Below are 16,902 nucleotides of genomic sequence, written 5' to 3'. Positions count from 1 at the left end.
CGGGGCCTGGCCCTGCGCCCTTGGTGTACCGGTGACTGTTTTATCAGGAGCTCACTATGTTTGTTTCGACTGCCTCCGTGTTGGGGGCTCGCGCTTCCAATACCGCCCGGCGTGTCAGCACGGTCCTGGTGACCTTGCTCGGCCTGCTGGCGCTGACCTTTATCATTGGTCGGGTCATGCCGCTGGATCCCGTGCTGGCGGTGGTCGGGCCAGACGCCGACAGTTCCACCTACGACCAGGTGTACCGGGCCATGGGCCTGGACAAGCCGATCTGGACCCAGTTCGGGCTGTACCTCAACGACCTGCTCCACGGTGATTTCGGCAACGCCCTGTTGACCGGCCACCCGGTGCTGGAAGACATCAAGCGGGTATTCCCGGCGACCATCGAACTGGCGACCCTGGCGATTCTGTTCGGGGTCCTGATCGGCCTGCCGCTGGGTGTGTGCGCCGCCAGCAACCAGGGGCGCCTGGGGGACCATATCGCCCGGGTCATCACCCTGTTCGGTTACTCCACACCGATTTTCTGGCTGGGCATGATGGGCCTGCTGGTGTTCTACGCCTGGCTCGGGTGGGCCGGCGGCGCCGGACGCATCGACCTGGCCTACGACGGCATGGTGCCGGAAGTGACCGGCCTGCTGCTGATCGACTCGACCCTGGCCCGGGACTGGGACGCCTTTGCCAGCGCCCTGCGCCATATCATCCTGCCGTCGCTGATCCTGGGCCTGAACTCGGTGGCCTACATCAGCCGCATGACCCGCAGTTTCATGCTTGAGCAGTTGTCCCAGGAATACATCATCACCGCCCGGGTCAAGGGGTTGTCCCGCCGCCAGGTGGTCTGGGGCCATGCCTTTCGCAACATCCTCGTGCAACTGCTGACGGTGGTCGCGCTGGCCTACGGCTCGCTGCTCGAAGGCGCGGTGCTGATCGAGACCGTGTTTGCCTGGCCCGGTTTCGGCCAGTACCTGACCAGCAGCCTGATGCTCGGCGACATGAACGCGGTGATGGGCTGTGTGCTGGTGATCGGCCTGATCTTCGTCGCCCTGAACCTGATCAGCGACGCCTTGTACAAGGTGTTCGACCCGCGTACCCGCTGAGCCGTTTTGCCGTTGCGAACCGATAAAAATATAAGAAGAAGGATCCTTGAATGAAAACTGCATTTTCCAAACTGCACTTGGGCCTGCTGGCGGCGGTCCTGGCCCTGGGGCCGATGGCCGCGGTGAACGCCAAGACGCCGAACGACCAACTGATCGTCGGCATGAGCATGGTCAACCTGTTCTCCATCGACCCGGCCAATGCCCCGGGCCTGGATGCCTCTGGAGTCAACGCCAACCTCTACGACACCCTGGTCAAGCGCGACCACGGCAACCCGGAAAAACACCTGCCGCAACTGGCCGAGCGCTGGGACATCAGCGAAGACGGCAAGCAGGTGACGTTCCACCTGCGCCAGGACGTGAAGTTCCACTCCGGCAACCCGTTGACCGCTGAAGACGTGGCCTGGTCGCTGTACCGGGTGATGAAGCTCAACTTCGGCCTGGCCACCACCTGGAAGGCCTACGGCTACAGCGTCGACAATATTCAGTCGCTGATCCGTGCCAGCGATGCCCACACCCTGGTCATCGACCTGCCGCAAGTCATGGACCCACTGTTGCTGATCGACTCCCTGGCGATTTCCCCAAGCGCTGTGGTGGTGGATCGCAAGACTGCCCTGGCCCACGAGAAAAACGGCGACCTGGGCGCCGGCTGGCTGGTGACCAACGAGGCCGGCAGCGGCCCGTTCGTGCTCACCAAATGGAGTGCCAACGACTCGCTGCTGCTGACCCGTTTCGACGGTTACTGGAATGGCGCGGCCAAGCTCAAGCGCGTGGTGGTGCGGCACATGACCGAGTCCCAATCGCTGCGCCTGATGCTTGAGCGCGGCGACCTCGACCTGGCCTATGGCATGGCCGCGCCGGACATCCGCGCCATCGATGGCTCGGAGAAAATCCAGGTCCAGTCCCTGCAGCGCGGCACCATGTACTACGTGGCCATGAGCATGAAGCAGCCCGAGTTCGCCAAGCCCAAGGTGCGCGAAGCGGTGCGCAACCTGATCGACTACAAGGGCCTGGACGAACAGGTGATGCCTTACTACGGCAAGCTCAACCAGCAGCCGATGCAACTGAGCCTGGAGGCCCGCCTGCCGGATCCGGGTTACCACATGGACGTGGCCAAGGCCAAGAAACTGCTGGCCGAAGCCGGTTACCCCGAAGGCTTCAGCACCACCATCCGCACCTTGTCCGAGCCGCCCTTCATCGACATCGCCGCGCGCCTGCAGGCGACCCTGGCCGAAGGCGGGATCAAGGCCAGCATCGTTACCGGCACCGGCAACCAGGTGTATGGCGCGATGCGCGCGCGCAACTTCGAAATCATCGTCGCCCGCGGTGCCGAGCGTTACCCGCACCCGTATTTCAGCCTGCGCACCTTTGCCTACAACCCCAACAACAGCGATGACGCCGGCCTGCCCAACTTCCAGGGCTGGCGTGCCTCGTTCTTCAGCCCGGAGCTCAACAGCCTGATCGACAAGGTGGGTATCGAGCGCGACGGTGCCCAGCGCCTGAGCCTGTACCACCAGGCGCAGAAGCTCTACGACCAGCAGGTGGGCCCGATCATGATGATTTCCCAGATGACCGACACCGTGGTCAGCGCTTCCGACGTCAAGGGCTTCGACGGCGATGACGCCGAAGCCACCCGTTACCTGGGTGTCTACAAGCAACGCTGAGTGCCACCCGGGGCGCCTGCGGGCGCATCGGGTGATCCTGATTTCGAACCGAGAACATGCCGATGATTGCCAACATGTCTTCTACCGATTCCACCGCCAAACGCCAGAGCGAGCGAGCCCCCGGGTCCAGCTTCGATGCCTTGTGCAAAAGCGGCCTGCGGGTCCTGCGCCACCTGCTGCGCAACCCCATGACCCTGGCCGGTTTGCTGGTCGCACTGCTGCTGATCGTGGTCGCGGCCTTCGCCCCCTGGATCGCCACCCATGACCCGGTCGCGCAGAACCTGGCCAGCGCCCTGCAGGCACCGGGCGCCGCCCACTGGTTCGGCACCGATGAGTACGGTCGGGATATCTTCAGCCGGCTGGTCTATGGCTCGCGCATCACGCTGTACATCATCACCCTGGTGACTGTGATCGTCGGCCCGATCGGGCTGTTTATCGGTACCGTCTCGGGCTACTACGGCGGCGTGGTGGACACGGTGTTCATGCGCCTGACCGACATCTTCATTTCCTTCCCCAGCCTGGTGCTGGCGCTGGCCTTTATCGCCGCCCTGGGCCCTGGCCTGGAGCATGCGGTGGTGGCGATTGCCCTGACCTCCTGGCCACCGATTGCACGCCTGGCGCGGGCGGAAACCCTGTCCCTGCGCAACGCCGATTTTGTGGTGGCGGTGGAGCTGCAAGGCGCTTCGTCGTCGCGCATCATCCTGCGGCACATCGTGCCGATGTGCATGTCGTCGGTGATCATCCGCCTGACCATGAACATGGCCGGGATCATCCTGACCGCCGCCGCCCTGGGCTTTCTCGGCTTGGGTGCCCAGGCGCCGTCGCCGGAGTGGGGCGCGATGATTTCCACGGGTCGGCGCTACATGCTCGAGTGCTGGTGGCTGGTGGCTGTACCGGGTGCGGCGATCATGCTGGTCAGCCTGGCATTCAACCTGTTGGGCGATGGCCTGCGGGACATCCTCGATCCGCGTAGCGAGTAACCGGAGGCTCCATGTCCGACATCAAACTGAACGTCGAAGGGCTCAATGTGCGCTTCGTCAGTGGCAAGAAAGAAATGCACGCCGTGCGTGATGTGTCCTTCACCCTGGGCCGGGAAAAACTGGCCATCGTCGGCGAGTCCGGCTCGGGTAAATCCACCGTCGGCCGCAGCCTGCTCAAGCTGCACCCGGCAAGCGCCAAAATCACCGCCCAGACCCTGCGCTTTGGCGATGTCGACCTGCTTTCGGCCAGTGAAAAGGCCATGCAGAAGATCCGCGGCCAGCGCATCTCGATGATCATGCAAGACCCCAAATACTCGCTCAACCCGGTGGTCAAGGTCGGCGACCAGATTGCCGAGGCCTACCTGGCCCACCACAAGGCCAGCCGCAGCGATGCTCGCGAGCGGGTGATGGAGATGCTGGAAAAGGTCCATATCCGCGACCCGAAGCGGGTCTACAACCTGTACCCCCATGAAGTCTCCGGCGGCATGGGGCAGCGCATCATGATCGCGATGATGGTCATCACCCGGCCCGAGGTGATCATCGCTGACGAGCCGACCTCGGCCCTCGATGTCTCGGTGCGCCAGCAGGTGCTCAGCGTGCTCGAAGAGCTGGTGGAGCAGCAGGAGCTGGGGCTGATTTTCGTCAGCCACGACCTGAACCTGGTGCGCAATTACTGTGACCGGGTGCTGGTGATGTACGCCGGGCGCGTGGTCGAGTCCCTGGCGGCCTGCGACCTGCAGTACGCCGAGCATCCCTATACCCGTGGCCTGCTGGCTGCCCTGCCGAGCATGGACAACCGCCGCGAGCGCCTGCCGGTGCTGCAGCGCGATCCGCTCTGGCTGACTTCTTGAGGAACCGACCATGCCCATGATCCAAGCCCATTCGCTGAACCTCAGTTTTGGCGCCGGCCCGGCCCTCAACCAGGTGCTGCATGACGTCAACCTCAGCGTCGCCGATGGTGAATCCTTCGGCCTGGTGGGGGAGTCCGGCTCCGGCAAGACCACCGTCCTGCGCTGCCTGGCCGGTCAGTACCGGCACTGGAGCGGCGAGCTGAGCATTGCCGGCGCGCCGTTGCAGCACAAGATCCCCAAGGAGCACTTTCGCAAGGTGCAGATGGTGTTCCAGGACCCCTACGGTTCCCTGCACCCGCGCCACACCATCGACACCGCGTTGCGTGAGCCGCTGATCATCCATGGCATCGCCGACAAGGACGATCGGATCAATGAAATTCTGCTCAAGGTCGGCCTCAACGAAAGCTTTCGCTATCGCTATCCGCACCAGTTGTCCGGTGGCCAGCGCCAGCGCGTGGCGATTGCCCGGGCGCTGATTCTCGAACCCCGGGTGCTGTTGCTGGATGAGCCAACCTCGGCCCTGGATGTGTCGGTGCAGGCAGAAATCCTCAACCTGCTGGCGGACCTGCGTCAGCGCGAGAAACTCACTTACCTGATGGTGACCCACGACCTGGGGGTGGTGACCCACCTGTGTGATCGGGTGGCGGTGATGCAGCAGGGCAAGATCGTTGAACTGCTCGACAGCCAGGCCCTGAGCCAGGACCTGGCAAGCCATGCCTATACGCGGATGCTGGTGCAGGCCAGTCGCGATTTCAGCCGCGAATCCGAACGGCAACTCGCCGGTTGAGGAGGGCGCTGACAGCGTTATTGTTATCGTACAACTATAAAAGGGCTCTGCTCCGCTATCCCATGGGTTTTACGGGGTAAGGCCCTTTATCTATAGGGTTTTTACTTGCGGTTACATAGCCAGGACGTTTTTGTCGTGGTCCTTTTCAAATTTTAGTTGTACGATGACGTACCTCTTAAGGTATTTCATTCACTTTCCGGCTCGAGGTTTGCGAACCATGACTCCACAAGAACTAAAATCCGTCCTGTCTTCCGGCTTGCTGTCGTTCCCCATCACTGACTTCGACGCGAAAGGCGACTTCCGCGCCGACACCTACGCCCGCCGCCTGGAGTGGCTGGCCCCGTACGGTGCCAGTGCTCTGTTCGCCGCGGGCGGCACCGGTGAGTTCTTCTCCCTGGAACCCACCGAGTACACCCAGATCATCAAAACCGCAGTCGACACCTGCAGAGGCCAGGTGCCGATCCTCGCCGGCGCCGGCGGCCCGACTCGCCAGGCCATCGCCTATGCCCAGGAAGCCGAGCGCCTGGGCGCGGCCGGCATCCTGCTGATGCCGCACTACCTCACCGAAGCCAGCCAGAAGGGCCTGGTGGCTCACGTTGAGCAGGTCTGCAACTCGGTGGACTTCGGTGTCGTGGTCTACAACCGCAACCTGTGCCGGCTCAACGCCGAAAGCCTGGAAATCCTCGCAGAGCGTTGCCCGAACCTGATCGGTTTCAAGGACGGCATCGGCGAAGTCGAGTCGATGGTCTCGATCCGCCGCCGCCTGGGCGAGCGCCTGACCTACCTTGGCGGCCTGCCGACCGCAGAGGTCTATGCCGCGGCCTACAAGGCCCTGGGCGTGCCGGTGTATTCCTCGGCGGTGTTCAACTTCATCCCGAAAACCGCCATGGACTTCTACAAGGCGGTGGCCGCTGACGACCACCAAACCGTGGGCCGCCTGATCGATGATTTCTTCCTGCCGTACCTGGCCATTCGCAACCGTTGCGAAGGCTATGGCGTGAGCATCGTCAAGGCCGGCGCACGCCTGGTCGGGCATGACGCGGGCCCGGTGCGCGCACCGCTGACCGACCTGCTGCCGGACGAAGTGGAGCAACTGGGCGCGCTGATCCAGAAACTCGGCGCCCAATAAGGCGGTTGCCTGCGGCGCTGTCGGGGCGCCGCAGGACCTCGATCAAGCACCGGGTGAGCCGGGTACAACGCAACAGGGACGCGTTATGAAGCTGCATCATCGACTCACGCTTATGGTCATCTGCACCGTGCTCGGCCTGCTGTTGATTGCCGGGTTCGGCTTGAGCGCCCTGCGCTCGAACATGCTGGAAAACAAACGCAGCGAAATTTACACCGTGCTCAATCTGGCCGCGCAGCAAGTGGCGTATTACCAGGAGCAGGAACAACGCGGCATCCTCAGCCGCGACGCCGCGCAAGCCAAGGCCATCGAAGCCCTGTCGAGCCTGCGCGATGGCAAGAAGACCTACCTCTGGGCCCGCACCGTGGACGCCCTGGGCCTGGTCCATCCCAACCCCGAGGTGATCGGCAAGGTCGACGTCGGCGTGACTCTGGTCGACGGTAGAACCAAGTGGCAGGGCTATCTGGACGGTTTGAAAAACACCCGGTTCGCCTACTTCGACGACCTGGCCAAATACCCGGGCGCCGAACAAGCGGTGCCAAAAATCAACGGCATCATCAAAATCGACGGCTGGAACTGGCTGGTGGGTTTCGGCATTTTTGTCGACGACATCGATGCCGCATTCTGGCGCCTGGCCTGGCAGTTTCTCGGGGTCGGCCTATTGGTGGTGCTGGTGACCACGGCGTTGGCCTTGAGCATGTCCCGAGGCATTTATCGCAGCCTTGGCGGCGAGCCGACCTATGCCACCGATGTGGCGCGGGCGATCGCGGCCGGTGACCTGAGCCGCGCGGTCAGCGGGCGCTTCGGCCCGCAGAGCCTGCTGGCGGCGGTGGCGACCATGCAGACCAGCCTGCGGGAAATGATCGTCGGCATCCACAACGGCTCCGGCCTGCTGGGCGAAGCGGCCAGTGGCCTGACCGGGCAGATGCGCCAGATCGACGGCGCCTCCCAGCAGACCTCGGAAGCCACCACCGCCACGGCGGCGGCCATCGAGCAGATGTCGGTCACCATCGATCATATTTCCTCGAGTGCCCGCGAGACCGAAGCCAACTCCGCGCGTTCGGCGCAACTGGCGGCCGACGGCGAGCAACTGGTGCACCAGGCGGCGGGGGCGATCCAGCAAGTGTCGGCCCAGGTCGAGGACGCCTCGGTGCGCATCGCCGGGCTGGTCAAGCGCACCCATGAGATCGACGGCATCGCCAGCGCCATCAGCGACATCGCCAGCCAGACCAACCTGCTGGCGCTGAATGCCGCCATCGAGGCGGCGCGGGCCGGAGAGCAGGGCCGGGGCTTTGCGGTGGTGGCCGATGAAGTGCGGCACCTGGCCCAGCGCACCGCGCTGGCGACCCAGGACATCACCCGCATGATCAATTCGATCCAGGTCGACACCGGCTCGGTGGTCGAGGGCATGACCGCCGTCACGCCCCAGGTGGCGATTGGCGTGGCCCTGGCCGAGCAGGCCGCCAACGCTCTGCGCGAGATCAATCGCGGGGCCTCGCTGACCCTGGTCCAGGTGCGCGAAGTGGCCAGCTCCACCGCCGAACAAAGCCAGGCCAGCGCCAGCGTGGCGCAGAACATCGAGAGCATCGCCAACCGCGTCGAAGACTCGGCGGCGTCGGTGCGCGCGGCCCACGGCAACGTGCATTCCCTGGAACGCCTGGCGGATGAACTGCGCGAATCCGTGGCGCGCTTTCGGCTTTGACACCCCCTGACCCCTGAAAGGAGATCCGCCATGCCCCATTGCATCATCGACTGCCCGGTTGCCCTGGCCCAGCGCGTCGGCGAGCAGACGCTGCTGGCCGCCGTGCATGACGCCCTCGATGCCTTCGGCGTATTCAAGCCTGGGGACATCAAGGTGCGCCTCAACGGCTTCAGCCATTACCGCTGCGGCGCGACCCAGGACGACTTCGTGCACGTGGCGCTGTACCTGTTCGCCGGGCGCAGCGCCGAGCAACAACGCAGCCTCGCCTCGGCGACCCTGGCCGCCCTGGTAGCCTTGCTGCCCGAGGTCGAGGCGCTGTCCATGGATGTGAGGGAAATGCCGCGCGAGACGTTCGTCAACCGCAGCCAATACCTCGAAGAAGCCGGGCGCTCGGCCTGAACCGACAGGTTCAGCCACCCCGGTGTGATGACTGGCAAAAACAAGGAAAACAACATGCCGTATCAAAACCCTGCTGTCGCTCTGCCCAAACGCCCCCTGGCACGCGCTGTCGTCGCTGCCCTCACGCTGGGCTGCAGCCTGCCGCTGTGGGCCCTGCAAGCACCGAGCAAGGTGCAAGTGCCGACCCTGGCCTTTGATGACCAGCAGATCATCCTGGTCTGGGAAAAGCCCGCGGACCACGCCGCGATCAAGGATTACCGGGTCTACGTCAATGGCACCCTGCTGGGCAGCGCCAATGGCAACAACGACAGCGTATCGCCGGCCAAGCCCTACATCGACCGCTTCTACGAGCAGGACCCGGCCAACTTCCACTACCGCATCGCCATCCACAGCTTCACCGCCCAGGGCCTGAAGCCCGACACCCAGTACCGTTTCACCGTGCGTTCGGTCGACGGCCATGGCAAGGAGTCCGCCGACAGCCCGGCCGTGGTGCAGCGCACCAGCCCAGTCCCGGCCCTGTTCGATGTCAAAAAATACGGCGCCAAGGGCGATGGCAGCAGCCTCGACACCCTGGCAATCCAGAACGCCATCGACGCCTGCACGGCCGGCTGCAAAGTGCTGCTGCCCAAGGGCACCTACAAAAGCGGCGCGCTCTACCTCAAGAGCAACATGACCCTGGAAATCGCCGAGGGCGCGACCCTGCTTGGCTCCGAGCGTGCCGAAGACTATCCGCTGGCGGGTTACATCCAGTATCCGTACTCGACCACCGTGCGCCCGGCCTCGCTGATCAATGCCTTGCCGCGTGATCCGAAACAGCACCAGACCTTCGAAAACATCCGTATCGTCGGCAAGGGCACCATCGACGGCAACGGCTGGAAGCGCCAGGCCGACGTCAAGGACGAACTGGGCCGGCCGCTGCCGTTCTACCTGCCCAGCGACAACACCCGCTACATGCAGGACGGCATCCTGGCCAAGGCCCAGGTCGAGCAAGCCGTGGCCCGGGGCCTGAACGTCAAGGACGCCTACGGCCAGATGCGCTCGTCGCTAATCACCCTGCGCAACGTGAAGAATGTGTTCTACGGCGGCTTCACCGTGCTCAACCCGGCGTACCACGGGATCATGAACCTGGAAACCGAAAACGTGGTCATGGCCAACACCACCCACAAGACCTACGACGCCAATAACGGCGACGGCATCGAATTCGCCAACAGCAAGGGGGCGATGGTGTTCAACAACTTCTTCGACACCGGCGATGACTGCGTCAACTTCGCCGCCGGCACCGGGGCCGAAGCGGTGAAGCAAAAGCCCCAGGAAGATGCGTGGATCTTCAACAACTTCTTCCGCAAGGGCCACGGCATGGTGGTCGCCGGCAGCCATACCGGTGCCTGGATCCAGAACATCCTGGCTGAAGACAACGTCTCCGACGGCACCGATGCCGGCCTGCGCATGAAGAGCACCAACTTCATGGACGGTGGCGCGCGCAACGTGGTCTTCCGCGATTCGGCGATCCGCAACACGGTCAAGCAAGCCTTTATCTTCACCCTCGACTACAACGACCCCAACGCCAAACTCGACTACACCAAATCCACCGTGCCCGGGCAGTTCAAAGACATTCGGGTCAGCGACGTCAGCGTCGAGAACGCCAAACTGGCCGCCATCGAAGTCAAGGGCGAAGGCAAGAACAACGCCTACCACCAAGGCCTGACCTTCGAGCGCGTACGCTTCAGCGGCACCGCCAAAGCCAAGATCGATGGCCTCAAGGACTCCCGCTTCGACACCCTGCGCTTCACCCAGACCGGTGGCGCCAACCCTTGGCAAATCAGCGACAGCCCGGGCTTGACCTTCAAGGATGTGGAGCCGGCTCCCTTGTAACGCTCAAATCACCCACCCATAAAAAAACCGCCTGTGAAAGATCACTTAAGCGATAGAGCGGGCACCCACTAACCTGTGGCGAGGGAGCTTGCTCCCGCTGGGCCGCGCAGCGGCCCCAGACCCAGCCACCGCGCTCTGTCATGGTTTGCGGACGCCGGCCGCCCGAGCGGGAGCAAGCGCCCTCGCCACAGGTTAAGTGTTCGTTCTTACCTGATCAGCGTTCGCTTTTGGGGGCGGTTTTTTTGTTGGGCGTTTGGCATCGAATCATGAAGCGCACACGCACAGTCAGGAAAGCTGGCTGTGCTTTTCGAAGCCTCTGTCGAGGCGCTTTTCACCTCGATGCAACGGACCTAGCGTTGCTCAAGAGCCGCCAAGACATGTATCGGATCATTGTGGATGGCCCGCAGCAGTGCCCGTGCCGGACCTTCTGGCGCCCGTCGGCCTTGCTCCCAGTTCTGCAGCGTGCCCACGGCAACGTCGATCGCTTTGGCAAAGCGCGCCTGGGAAAGCCCCGTGGCTTGGCGAATCATTTTGACCTTCACTGCGTCAACGTGAAATTCACGTGATGGCGGACGCTCACCCCGATCAATTTCATCCATCTGGGTCATGCTTTCGACCAGGCGGTTGAATAGGTTCTTTTCCATTATTTCCACCCTTTGTTTAACGCGCTCAGGACTTTCTTTTCAGCTGGGGAGAGATCGTCTTTGATGCCCTTGCGGTAGATCAGAATCAGCCGGATCTGGTAGGCCGCCGAGAGGTGGTAGTAGATCACCCTGACCCTACCGCTCTTGCCTTTGCCCTGAGCAGTCCAGCGGACCTTTCTTAGCCCATTGGTACCCGGGATCACATCACCAGCCGTTGGAAACTCGGCCAGGAACTCTTGAAATTCGCCGTAGATTTCATCGTTTAGAAGCTCGCCAAGATCTTCTGTAAAAATGGGAGATTCAATGAAGATCATCTTGATAATCTATCCGCCATTGGCGCATACAAAGATTAGAGATGCACTCTCTGTTGCGCAACACTTTGCCGATCAAAATGCAAAAAGCCCGTAACTTGGCCTATGACTCTCCTCGTGGCGAGGAAGCGTGCTACCGCTGAGCCGCATAGCGGCCCCAAAAACCAGCCACCAGCCTTTATCAGACGCAACTTGTTACTCAGGTTTACGGTCTGCTCCCTGACGTCGTTTGATCGAACTCGGCCTTTCGCTATCGCCGCATTCTCGGTCTGCGTCCTGGCGATATGCAGCCAGTCGATGCATGAGCGAGGGCTTCGCAGGTCGGGATTTTCCTGCTGGCGTGGAACAGCGGCAGACGAAGGATGAGCCGCGAGGTCGAGGCTAGCTTGGGGTATGGAGGGACGCAACCTTGGGCAAAGTGAAGTAACAACTGGGGTGTTTCTGTGGCGGGTTGTGAGGTTCATTTGGCATCGAATCATGAAGCGCACACGCACAGTCAAGAAAACGGGCTGTGCTTTTCGAAGCCCCCGGCGAGGTGCTTTTCAGCTCGATGCAGGGTGACGGAGCCAAATAAAAATGGCGTGATGCCATCGGGTTTACATTGCGCGGCGTCACCCTGGTGAATAGCGCGCGCAATCCAGTAATGGCGGTGATGATTTAAATCACGACACGGCCTACGCACCTCACTGGTAATGAACCAGGCAATGCTCAACCCACTGCCTGGCCCATCGCGGCCCTTAGAAATCCCAGCGGGTAGTGACCATCACATTGCGCGGGTCGCCGTAGTAGGCCGAGGTGTAGAAGCCGATGTTGGTGTAGTACACCTTGTCGAACAGGTTGTTGACGTTGAGGGTCGCCGACAGGTTTTCCGTGAGCTGGTAGCGGGCCATCAGGTCCACCAGCCAGTACGGGTCCTGGGTGAACTCTTCGGAGCGTCGCTTGCCGCTGTTGTAGAGCGTCTGCCAGCCAGCGCTCTGCCAGCGTGCGCCGCCGCCGAGGGTGAGTTTGTCCAGGCTGCCCTTGAGCTTGTAGCTGGTGTAGAAGCTGACCTGGTCTTCCGGCTCCCAGGTCGAGACCTTTTCGTTCTCGGCGTCGCGGGCGATCTTGTGGGTGTAGCCCGCCTGCAACTGCCAACCGGGGTTGAGTTCGCCGGAGATTTCCGCTTCATAGCCTTTGGTCTTGGTCTCGGTGCCCACATAGGCGCGGTCGTTGCCCGGAATCGAGTTGAACAGCGTGTCGGCCAGCGGTCGATTTTTTTCATGCACTTCGAAATAGGCGAGGCTGGTATTCAGGCGGCCGTCGAAGAACTCGCCCTTGAGGCCAAACTCATAGTTCTTGCCTTCGTTGGGCTCCAGCATCTTGCCGTTACGGTCCTCGTATTCGGTATGGGGCTGGAAGATCTCGGTGTAGCTGGCATAGGTGGAGAAGTTGTCGTTGAGGTCGTACACCAGGCCGGCATAGGGGATCACCTTGCCGCTTTCCTGGCTGTCACGTGTGCCGGTGACCTGGTAGTTGGCGATCCGCGCGCCGAGCAACAGGTGCAGCTCATCCATCAGGCTGAAGCGCCCGGTGATGTATGAGCCGGTCTGGCGTGTGGTCAGGTCATTGATCTTGGTCGGCTGGTTCCACAGGGGTTCGATGGCTTCGCCGTGCCATTGGTAGAAGTCGTAGGCGTTGTCGATGAAGGTCGGCCTGCCGTAGTCCTTGCCCTTCCACTTGGAAATGGACAGCGACTGGCCTACCACCAACTGGTGCTCGCGGCCGAGCAATTCGAAGGGCCCCGAGGCATAGACATCCAGGCTGTCGGCGGTGGTTTCGCCGGTGTACTTCTGCGCCCAGATCGAACTTTCGGTGGCGCTGTCCTGGGAAATGTAGCCCAGAGGCGAGTCGTAGCCGTTGATCTGATGGTTGTACTGGCCCTTGGTCACCCAGCCGTTGGCAAAGCTGTGTTCGAGGGTGGCGAAGGCGGTGCGGCTGTATTGGGCCCATGAGCTCCATTTCGGGCCGTTGTTGAATGAGCGCGGCAGGTCCAGGCGATTGCCAACGGCATCGTAGACGGTGCGGGAGCCGGTCCAGCTGGAGCCTTTCGGATCGCTGTCCTGATAGTCGGCGCCCAGGGTCAGCAGGGTGTCTTCGTCCAGGTCGACTTCGAGGATGCCGTAGTACACGCCGGTCTTGCGTGAGTAGTGGTCGAGGAAGGATTTCTTGTCCTGGTAGGCCGCCACTGCCCGGCCGCGTACGTTACCGGTTTCGGTCAAGGGACCGCTGACGTCGATCTGGGTGCGGTAGTTGTCCCAGGTGCCGGCACCGAGTTCGATGTTGCCCTGGAACTCGGCGGTCGGCTTCTTGCGAATCAGGTTGATGGTGCCGCCGGCGCCACCCGCGCCGGTGAGCAAGCCGGTGGCGCCCTTGAGCACTTCGACGCGGTCATAAATGGCCATGTCGGTGAGGGTCTGGCCCGCCGAGTACTGGGTGTCACGCAGGGTTGGAATGCCATCGTACTGAAAGTTGACGATGGAGAAACCGCGGGAATAGTAGTTGGTGCGCTCGGAGTCGTAGGTCGAGACGGTGATGCCCGGGGTGTGGCGCATCACGTCATCAATGGCATTGAGCCCGAAATCATCCATGACCTGGCGGGTCACCACCGAAATCGATTGCGGGGTTTCCCGTGGGGTCAACACCAGGCGCGTGGCGGTGGCGATGGTGCCCGGGGTGTAGGACCCGGTGCCTTCGGTCACGGTGCCCAACTGGTTGGCGATAACCTCGGTGGAGCCCAGCTCCAGAGCGCCCTCGGTCTTGATCGCGACCAGCACATAGCCGCCGTTGCTCTGCCGTTGGGCCTGCAATCCGCTGTTGGCAAGCAGGCGCTGCAGACCGTCGTCGACGCTGTACGAGCCTTTGAGGCCGGCGGTGTTGAGGTGGCGGGCCTGTTCGGTGTCGAAGGAAATGGTCACCCCTGCCTGCACGCCAAATTGAGTCAGGGCCTCACCCAGCGGGCCGGCGGCGATCTGGTACGCGGCCTGGCTCTGGGCCAGGGCGGGAACAGGCGTCAGCGCCAGTCCGGACAGGCTCGCGAAGCTCAGGCCAAAGAGGGCCAGGCGCACTGCGCGAGGCAGCGAGGTCCGGGCGTAGAGGGGAAACTGGGACATTAAATGATCCTTCCGTTGTCATGGCAGAAAGGCGCTGTAATCGCGGCTTGTGTCATGGACGGATGAGAATCGAAATCAGCAAGGTCGCCCGCCGGATATTTTCAAATGGCTCTCAGGGCGGCTCGATACTGGCCCAGTAACGGGTCAGGTAGCGCACTTTTACCGGCAGGGTCTTGCTCAGGTTTTGCAGCACGGTATCGGTGTCGTCGATGCGGAAGGCTCCGGAAATGCGCAGGCCCTGAACCGATGCCGCGCAGCGCAATACGCCCGGGCGATAGCGGCTCAGCTCCTGGATAAAATCCCCCAGGCGCCAGTCGTTCACGCTCAGCATGCCCTGGACCCAGGCGGTGGAGGCCGGGGGTAAAAGGTCAGGCGCCTGGACGTGATCACGATCGAACGTGACCTGCTGCCCAGCCTCCAGGCGCAGAGCGCGCTCGACATGCTGACGCGGCCCCACTTCCACCGCCGCCTGCAATACGCCGACTCGCGTCTGCTCGTCCAGTTGGCGCACGCTGAACTGGGTGCCAAGTGCGCGGATGCGACCTTCAGCGGTCTGCACGATAAAGGGCCGTTGGGCGGGGTCCTTGGCGGTCTGCACCAGGATTTCGCCACGGTGCAGCTGGATCAACCGCTGCTCTGGGTCGAAGCGGATATCGATTGCAGTGTCGGCGTTCAGCTCCAGCTGCGAGCCATCGTCCAGGCGCAGCGAACGACGCTCACCCAGGCCGGTGCGTTGCTGAGCGAGCATCGAGCGATACGGCACCTGTTCGACTGCCAGCCAGCTGCACCCGCCGACGGCCAGCAACATGCCGAGCATTTTCAACACGTCCCGGCGTTGCGCCCCGGCCGCACCAAGGCTGGAGAGTGCTGCCTGTCTGGGCATCATCGACCATTGCTGTTGCAGTGTTTCGACGCGCGCCCAAGCCGCCGCGTGCTGCGGGCTGGATTGCAACCAGAGCTGCCAGGCCCGGGTTCGTGCCTCGTTGACCGTGCCGTCATTGAGCTGCACATACCAGGTGGCGGCGGCTTCAAGGGTCTTGAGGTCCGGGGCAGCAGGCATCAGTTTTCGACCAGCAGCAGGCAGCGGGTCATGGCACGTATCAGGTGATTTTTGACCGTGGTCACCGACACCCCAAAACGCTCAGCGGCGGCAATGTAGGTCAGCCCCTCAAGCTGCACCGCGAGGAAAATCTCCCGGGTACGGGTGCCCAGTTCATCGAGCAGGCTATCAACCGCCACCAGCATCTCGATGATCGACAGGCGAACCTCCGGCGACACGTCAACCGGCTCCGGCCTCTGGGCCAGTGCGTACAGATACGCCTGCTCAATGGTGCGGCGACGGGACTTGTCGATCAGCAGCGAACGGGCAATGGCGCTGAGGTAACTGCGCGGCTCGCGGATCGGCGCGTCGTTGCGGGCCGTCATCACCCGCAGGAAGGTGTCCTGCGCCAGGTCCGAAGCATCGGCAGCATTGCCCAGCCGTACGCGCAGCCAGCTTTTCAGCCAACTGTTGTGTTCGCTGTACAGCCGATGAAGAGCTGAATGATCAAGCGCCGACATGAGGGTTTCACCAGTGCGTAAATGGTAATCGCTCGCATTGTCGTGATGGGAGGGTATTTATGCAAGGGGGCGTTCGGGCAGCCGACGATGGGTGGACCAACGCCAGCTCAGGGCACGTGGCGGCGACGTGCCCGGCGCTCATCATGTGAAGGCGGTGTTGGCGGGCTGCGGTGGCGTTCGAAAAAGCGCGGTTGCGGCTTTTGCCGTGAGTCAGGACTGTCGATCAATATCGCGCCGCAGAACGACCGCGGTGGTGATGTCCTCAACGGACTCGTGACTGGCTACGGCATCCCTGACTCGATTCAGGTCATCGATGGTGCGTGATTCGACCTCAATCACCAGGTCGAGCTGGCCACTGACCGAAGAAATGCGCCGCACCTGGGAGTTCTGCGCCAGCAGGTCCAGCAGGCCCATGGCAGGGGTGCGTTTGAGGCTCACAAGGAGGATGGCGCGAATCACATTGGCATCGATTTCGCCGATATCCGCTCGGTAGCCTCTGATCACGCCATTGCGTTCAAGGTTGATCACCCGCTCGCTGGTAGCGCTTCTTGAAAGCCCGATTCTGGCTGCCAGAGCCTTCAGCGCAATGCGCGCCTCTTTGGACAGAATTTCGAGTATTTCGCGATCTTTCGTGTCCAGGTCGCGCATGAGAACTCCCCCCGTTGTGCTACCGAATTTGTGCCGGTCGATTCCGACAATATGCAGGCCAAAGCCGACCGCATACTTACTGTCCTCCCCTATTTCGCATGCCAAGCTATCTGAAAAA

The 16,902-nt window shown here is 62.4% G+C and carries 15 protein-coding genes; 9 read left to right on the top strand and 6 right to left on the bottom strand.

Annotated features, from left to right (window positions below):
• Window positions 1-56 precede the first annotated feature (56 nt).
• The 9 genes from ACOZJV_RS11550 (at window position 57) to ACOZJV_RS11510 (ending at window position 10,472) form a co-directional block, all read left to right on the top strand.
• Complete coding sequence (locus ACOZJV_RS11550) at window positions 57-1,094, top strand: ABC transporter permease (protein ID WP_078469322.1); 1,038 nt, start codon at window positions 57-59, stop codon at window positions 1,092-1,094.
• 50 nt (window positions 1,095-1,144) lie between these two features.
• Window positions 1,145-2,755 carry an ABC transporter substrate-binding protein gene (locus ACOZJV_RS11545; RefSeq protein WP_421547690.1) on the top strand — a complete coding sequence of 537 codons (1,611 nt, stop codon included), beginning with the start codon at window positions 1,145-1,147 and terminating at the stop codon, window positions 2,753-2,755.
• Between the two features lie 62 nt (window positions 2,756-2,817).
• On the top strand, window positions 2,818-3,735 hold the full coding sequence (locus tag ACOZJV_RS11540; protein WP_020299860.1) for an ABC transporter permease: 918 nt from the start codon (window positions 2,818-2,820) through the stop codon (window positions 3,733-3,735).
• A gap of 11 nt (window positions 3,736-3,746) precedes the next feature.
• Window positions 3,747-4,586: an ABC transporter ATP-binding protein gene (locus ACOZJV_RS11535; RefSeq protein ID WP_078469324.1), complete on the top strand. Its 840-nt coding sequence runs from the start codon at window positions 3,747-3,749 to the stop codon at window positions 4,584-4,586.
• Window positions 4,587-4,596: 10 nt separating this feature from the next.
• Window positions 4,597-5,373, top strand: coding sequence for an ABC transporter ATP-binding protein (locus tag ACOZJV_RS11530; RefSeq protein WP_043230485.1), 777 nt, complete (start codon window positions 4,597-4,599; stop codon window positions 5,371-5,373).
• A gap of 217 nt (window positions 5,374-5,590) precedes the next feature.
• A complete protein-coding gene (kdgD, locus tag ACOZJV_RS11525) occupies window positions 5,591-6,502 on the top strand; it encodes a 5-dehydro-4-deoxyglucarate dehydratase (RefSeq protein ID WP_078469325.1) in 912 nt (303 codons plus the stop codon).
• An 85-nt stretch (window positions 6,503-6,587) separates the two neighbouring features.
• On the top strand, window positions 6,588-8,201 hold the full coding sequence (locus ACOZJV_RS11520) for a methyl-accepting chemotaxis protein (RefSeq protein WP_421547689.1): 1,614 nt from the start codon (window positions 6,588-6,590) through the stop codon (window positions 8,199-8,201).
• 30 nt (window positions 8,202-8,231) lie between these two features.
• Window positions 8,232-8,600 carry a 5-carboxymethyl-2-hydroxymuconate Delta-isomerase gene (locus ACOZJV_RS11515; RefSeq protein ID WP_421547688.1) on the top strand — a complete coding sequence of 123 codons (369 nt, stop codon included), beginning with the start codon at window positions 8,232-8,234 and terminating at the stop codon, window positions 8,598-8,600.
• A 54-nt stretch (window positions 8,601-8,654) separates the two neighbouring features.
• Window positions 8,655-10,472 (top strand): glycosyl hydrolase family 28 protein, encoded by a 1,818-nt coding sequence (locus ACOZJV_RS11510; RefSeq protein ID WP_421547687.1) that lies wholly within the window; start codon window positions 8,655-8,657, stop codon window positions 10,470-10,472.
• 350 nt (window positions 10,473-10,822) lie between these two features.
• Here ACOZJV_RS11510 and ACOZJV_RS11505 read toward each other — a convergent pair whose 3' ends face one another.
• From ACOZJV_RS11505 to ACOZJV_RS11480, 6 genes are all read right to left on the bottom strand, one after another.
• Window positions 10,823-11,116 carry a helix-turn-helix domain-containing protein gene (locus tag ACOZJV_RS11505; protein WP_421547686.1) on the bottom strand — a complete coding sequence of 98 codons (294 nt, stop codon included), beginning with the start codon at window positions 11,114-11,116 and terminating at the stop codon, window positions 10,823-10,825.
• Entirely contained in the window at window positions 11,116-11,430 is a 315-nt protein-coding gene (locus ACOZJV_RS11500; RefSeq protein ID WP_421547685.1) for a hypothetical protein, read from the bottom strand. The genes ACOZJV_RS11505 and ACOZJV_RS11500 overlap by 1 nt, the downstream gene beginning before the upstream one ends.
• A gap of 734 nt (window positions 11,431-12,164) precedes the next feature.
• The gene (locus ACOZJV_RS11495; protein ID WP_421547684.1) at window positions 12,165-14,576 is read right to left on the bottom strand and encodes a TonB-dependent siderophore receptor; all 2,412 of its coding nucleotides are present in this window, start codon (window positions 14,574-14,576) and stop codon (window positions 12,165-12,167) included.
• A 112-nt stretch (window positions 14,577-14,688) separates the two neighbouring features.
• Window positions 14,689-15,636 (bottom strand): FecR domain-containing protein, encoded by a 948-nt coding sequence (locus ACOZJV_RS11490; protein ID WP_421547683.1) that lies wholly within the window; start codon window positions 15,634-15,636, stop codon window positions 14,689-14,691.
• Entirely contained in the window at window positions 15,636-16,136 is a 501-nt protein-coding gene (locus tag ACOZJV_RS11485) for a sigma-70 family RNA polymerase sigma factor (protein ID WP_078469332.1), read from the bottom strand. The genes ACOZJV_RS11490 and ACOZJV_RS11485 overlap by 1 nt, the downstream gene beginning before the upstream one ends.
• A gap of 210 nt (window positions 16,137-16,346) precedes the next feature.
• Complete coding sequence (locus tag ACOZJV_RS11480) at window positions 16,347-16,784, bottom strand: Lrp/AsnC family transcriptional regulator (RefSeq protein WP_020299869.1); 438 nt, start codon at window positions 16,782-16,784, stop codon at window positions 16,347-16,349.
• Window positions 16,785-16,902: the final 118 nt, after the last annotated feature.

Source organism: Pseudomonas sp. QD4, assembly GCF_049199125.1.
Lineage (GTDB): Bacteria > Pseudomonadota > Gammaproteobacteria > Pseudomonadales > Pseudomonadaceae > Aquipseudomonas.
The sequence above is the reverse complement of the archived record's forward strand: the minus strand, read 5'-3'. Positions and strand labels throughout refer to the sequence as shown.

Bases quoted from the DNA above. Each gene is read 5' to 3' on its own strand.
- ACOZJV_RS11550 (WP_078469322.1), top strand. From the start codon at position 57: ATGTTTGTTTCGACTGCCTCCGTGTTGGGGGCTCGCGCTTCCAATACC.
- ACOZJV_RS11545 (WP_421547690.1), top strand. From the start codon at position 1,145: ATGAAAACTGCATTTTCCAAACTGCACTTGGGCCTGCTGGCGGCGGTC.
- ACOZJV_RS11540 (WP_020299860.1), top strand. From the start codon at position 2,818: ATGATTGCCAACATGTCTTCTACCGATTCCACCGCCAAACGCCAGAGC.
- ACOZJV_RS11535 (WP_078469324.1), top strand. From the start codon at position 3,747: ATGTCCGACATCAAACTGAACGTCGAAGGGCTCAATGTGCGCTTCGTC.
- ACOZJV_RS11530 (WP_043230485.1), top strand. From the start codon at position 4,597: ATGCCCATGATCCAAGCCCATTCGCTGAACCTCAGTTTTGGCGCCGGC.
- kdgD (WP_078469325.1), top strand. From the start codon at position 5,591: ATGACTCCACAAGAACTAAAATCCGTCCTGTCTTCCGGCTTGCTGTCG.
- ACOZJV_RS11520 (WP_421547689.1), top strand. From the start codon at position 6,588: ATGAAGCTGCATCATCGACTCACGCTTATGGTCATCTGCACCGTGCTC.
- ACOZJV_RS11515 (WP_421547688.1), top strand. From the start codon at position 8,232: ATGCCCCATTGCATCATCGACTGCCCGGTTGCCCTGGCCCAGCGCGTC.
- ACOZJV_RS11510 (WP_421547687.1), top strand. From the start codon at position 8,655: ATGCCGTATCAAAACCCTGCTGTCGCTCTGCCCAAACGCCCCCTGGCA.
- ACOZJV_RS11505 (WP_421547686.1), bottom strand. From the start codon at position 11,116: ATGGAAAAGAACCTATTCAACCGCCTGGTCGAAAGCATGACCCAGATG.
- ACOZJV_RS11500 (WP_421547685.1), bottom strand. From the start codon at position 11,430: ATGATCTTCATTGAATCTCCCATTTTTACAGAAGATCTTGGCGAGCTT.
- ACOZJV_RS11495 (WP_421547684.1), bottom strand. From the start codon at position 14,576: ATGTCCCAGTTTCCCCTCTACGCCCGGACCTCGCTGCCTCGCGCAGTG.
- ACOZJV_RS11490 (WP_421547683.1), bottom strand. From the start codon at position 15,636: ATGCCTGCTGCCCCGGACCTCAAGACCCTTGAAGCCGCCGCCACCTGG.
- ACOZJV_RS11485 (WP_078469332.1), bottom strand. From the start codon at position 16,136: ATGTCGGCGCTTGATCATTCAGCTCTTCATCGGCTGTACAGCGAACAC.
- ACOZJV_RS11480 (WP_020299869.1), bottom strand. From the start codon at position 16,784: ATGCGCGACCTGGACACGAAAGATCGCGAAATACTCGAAATTCTGTCC.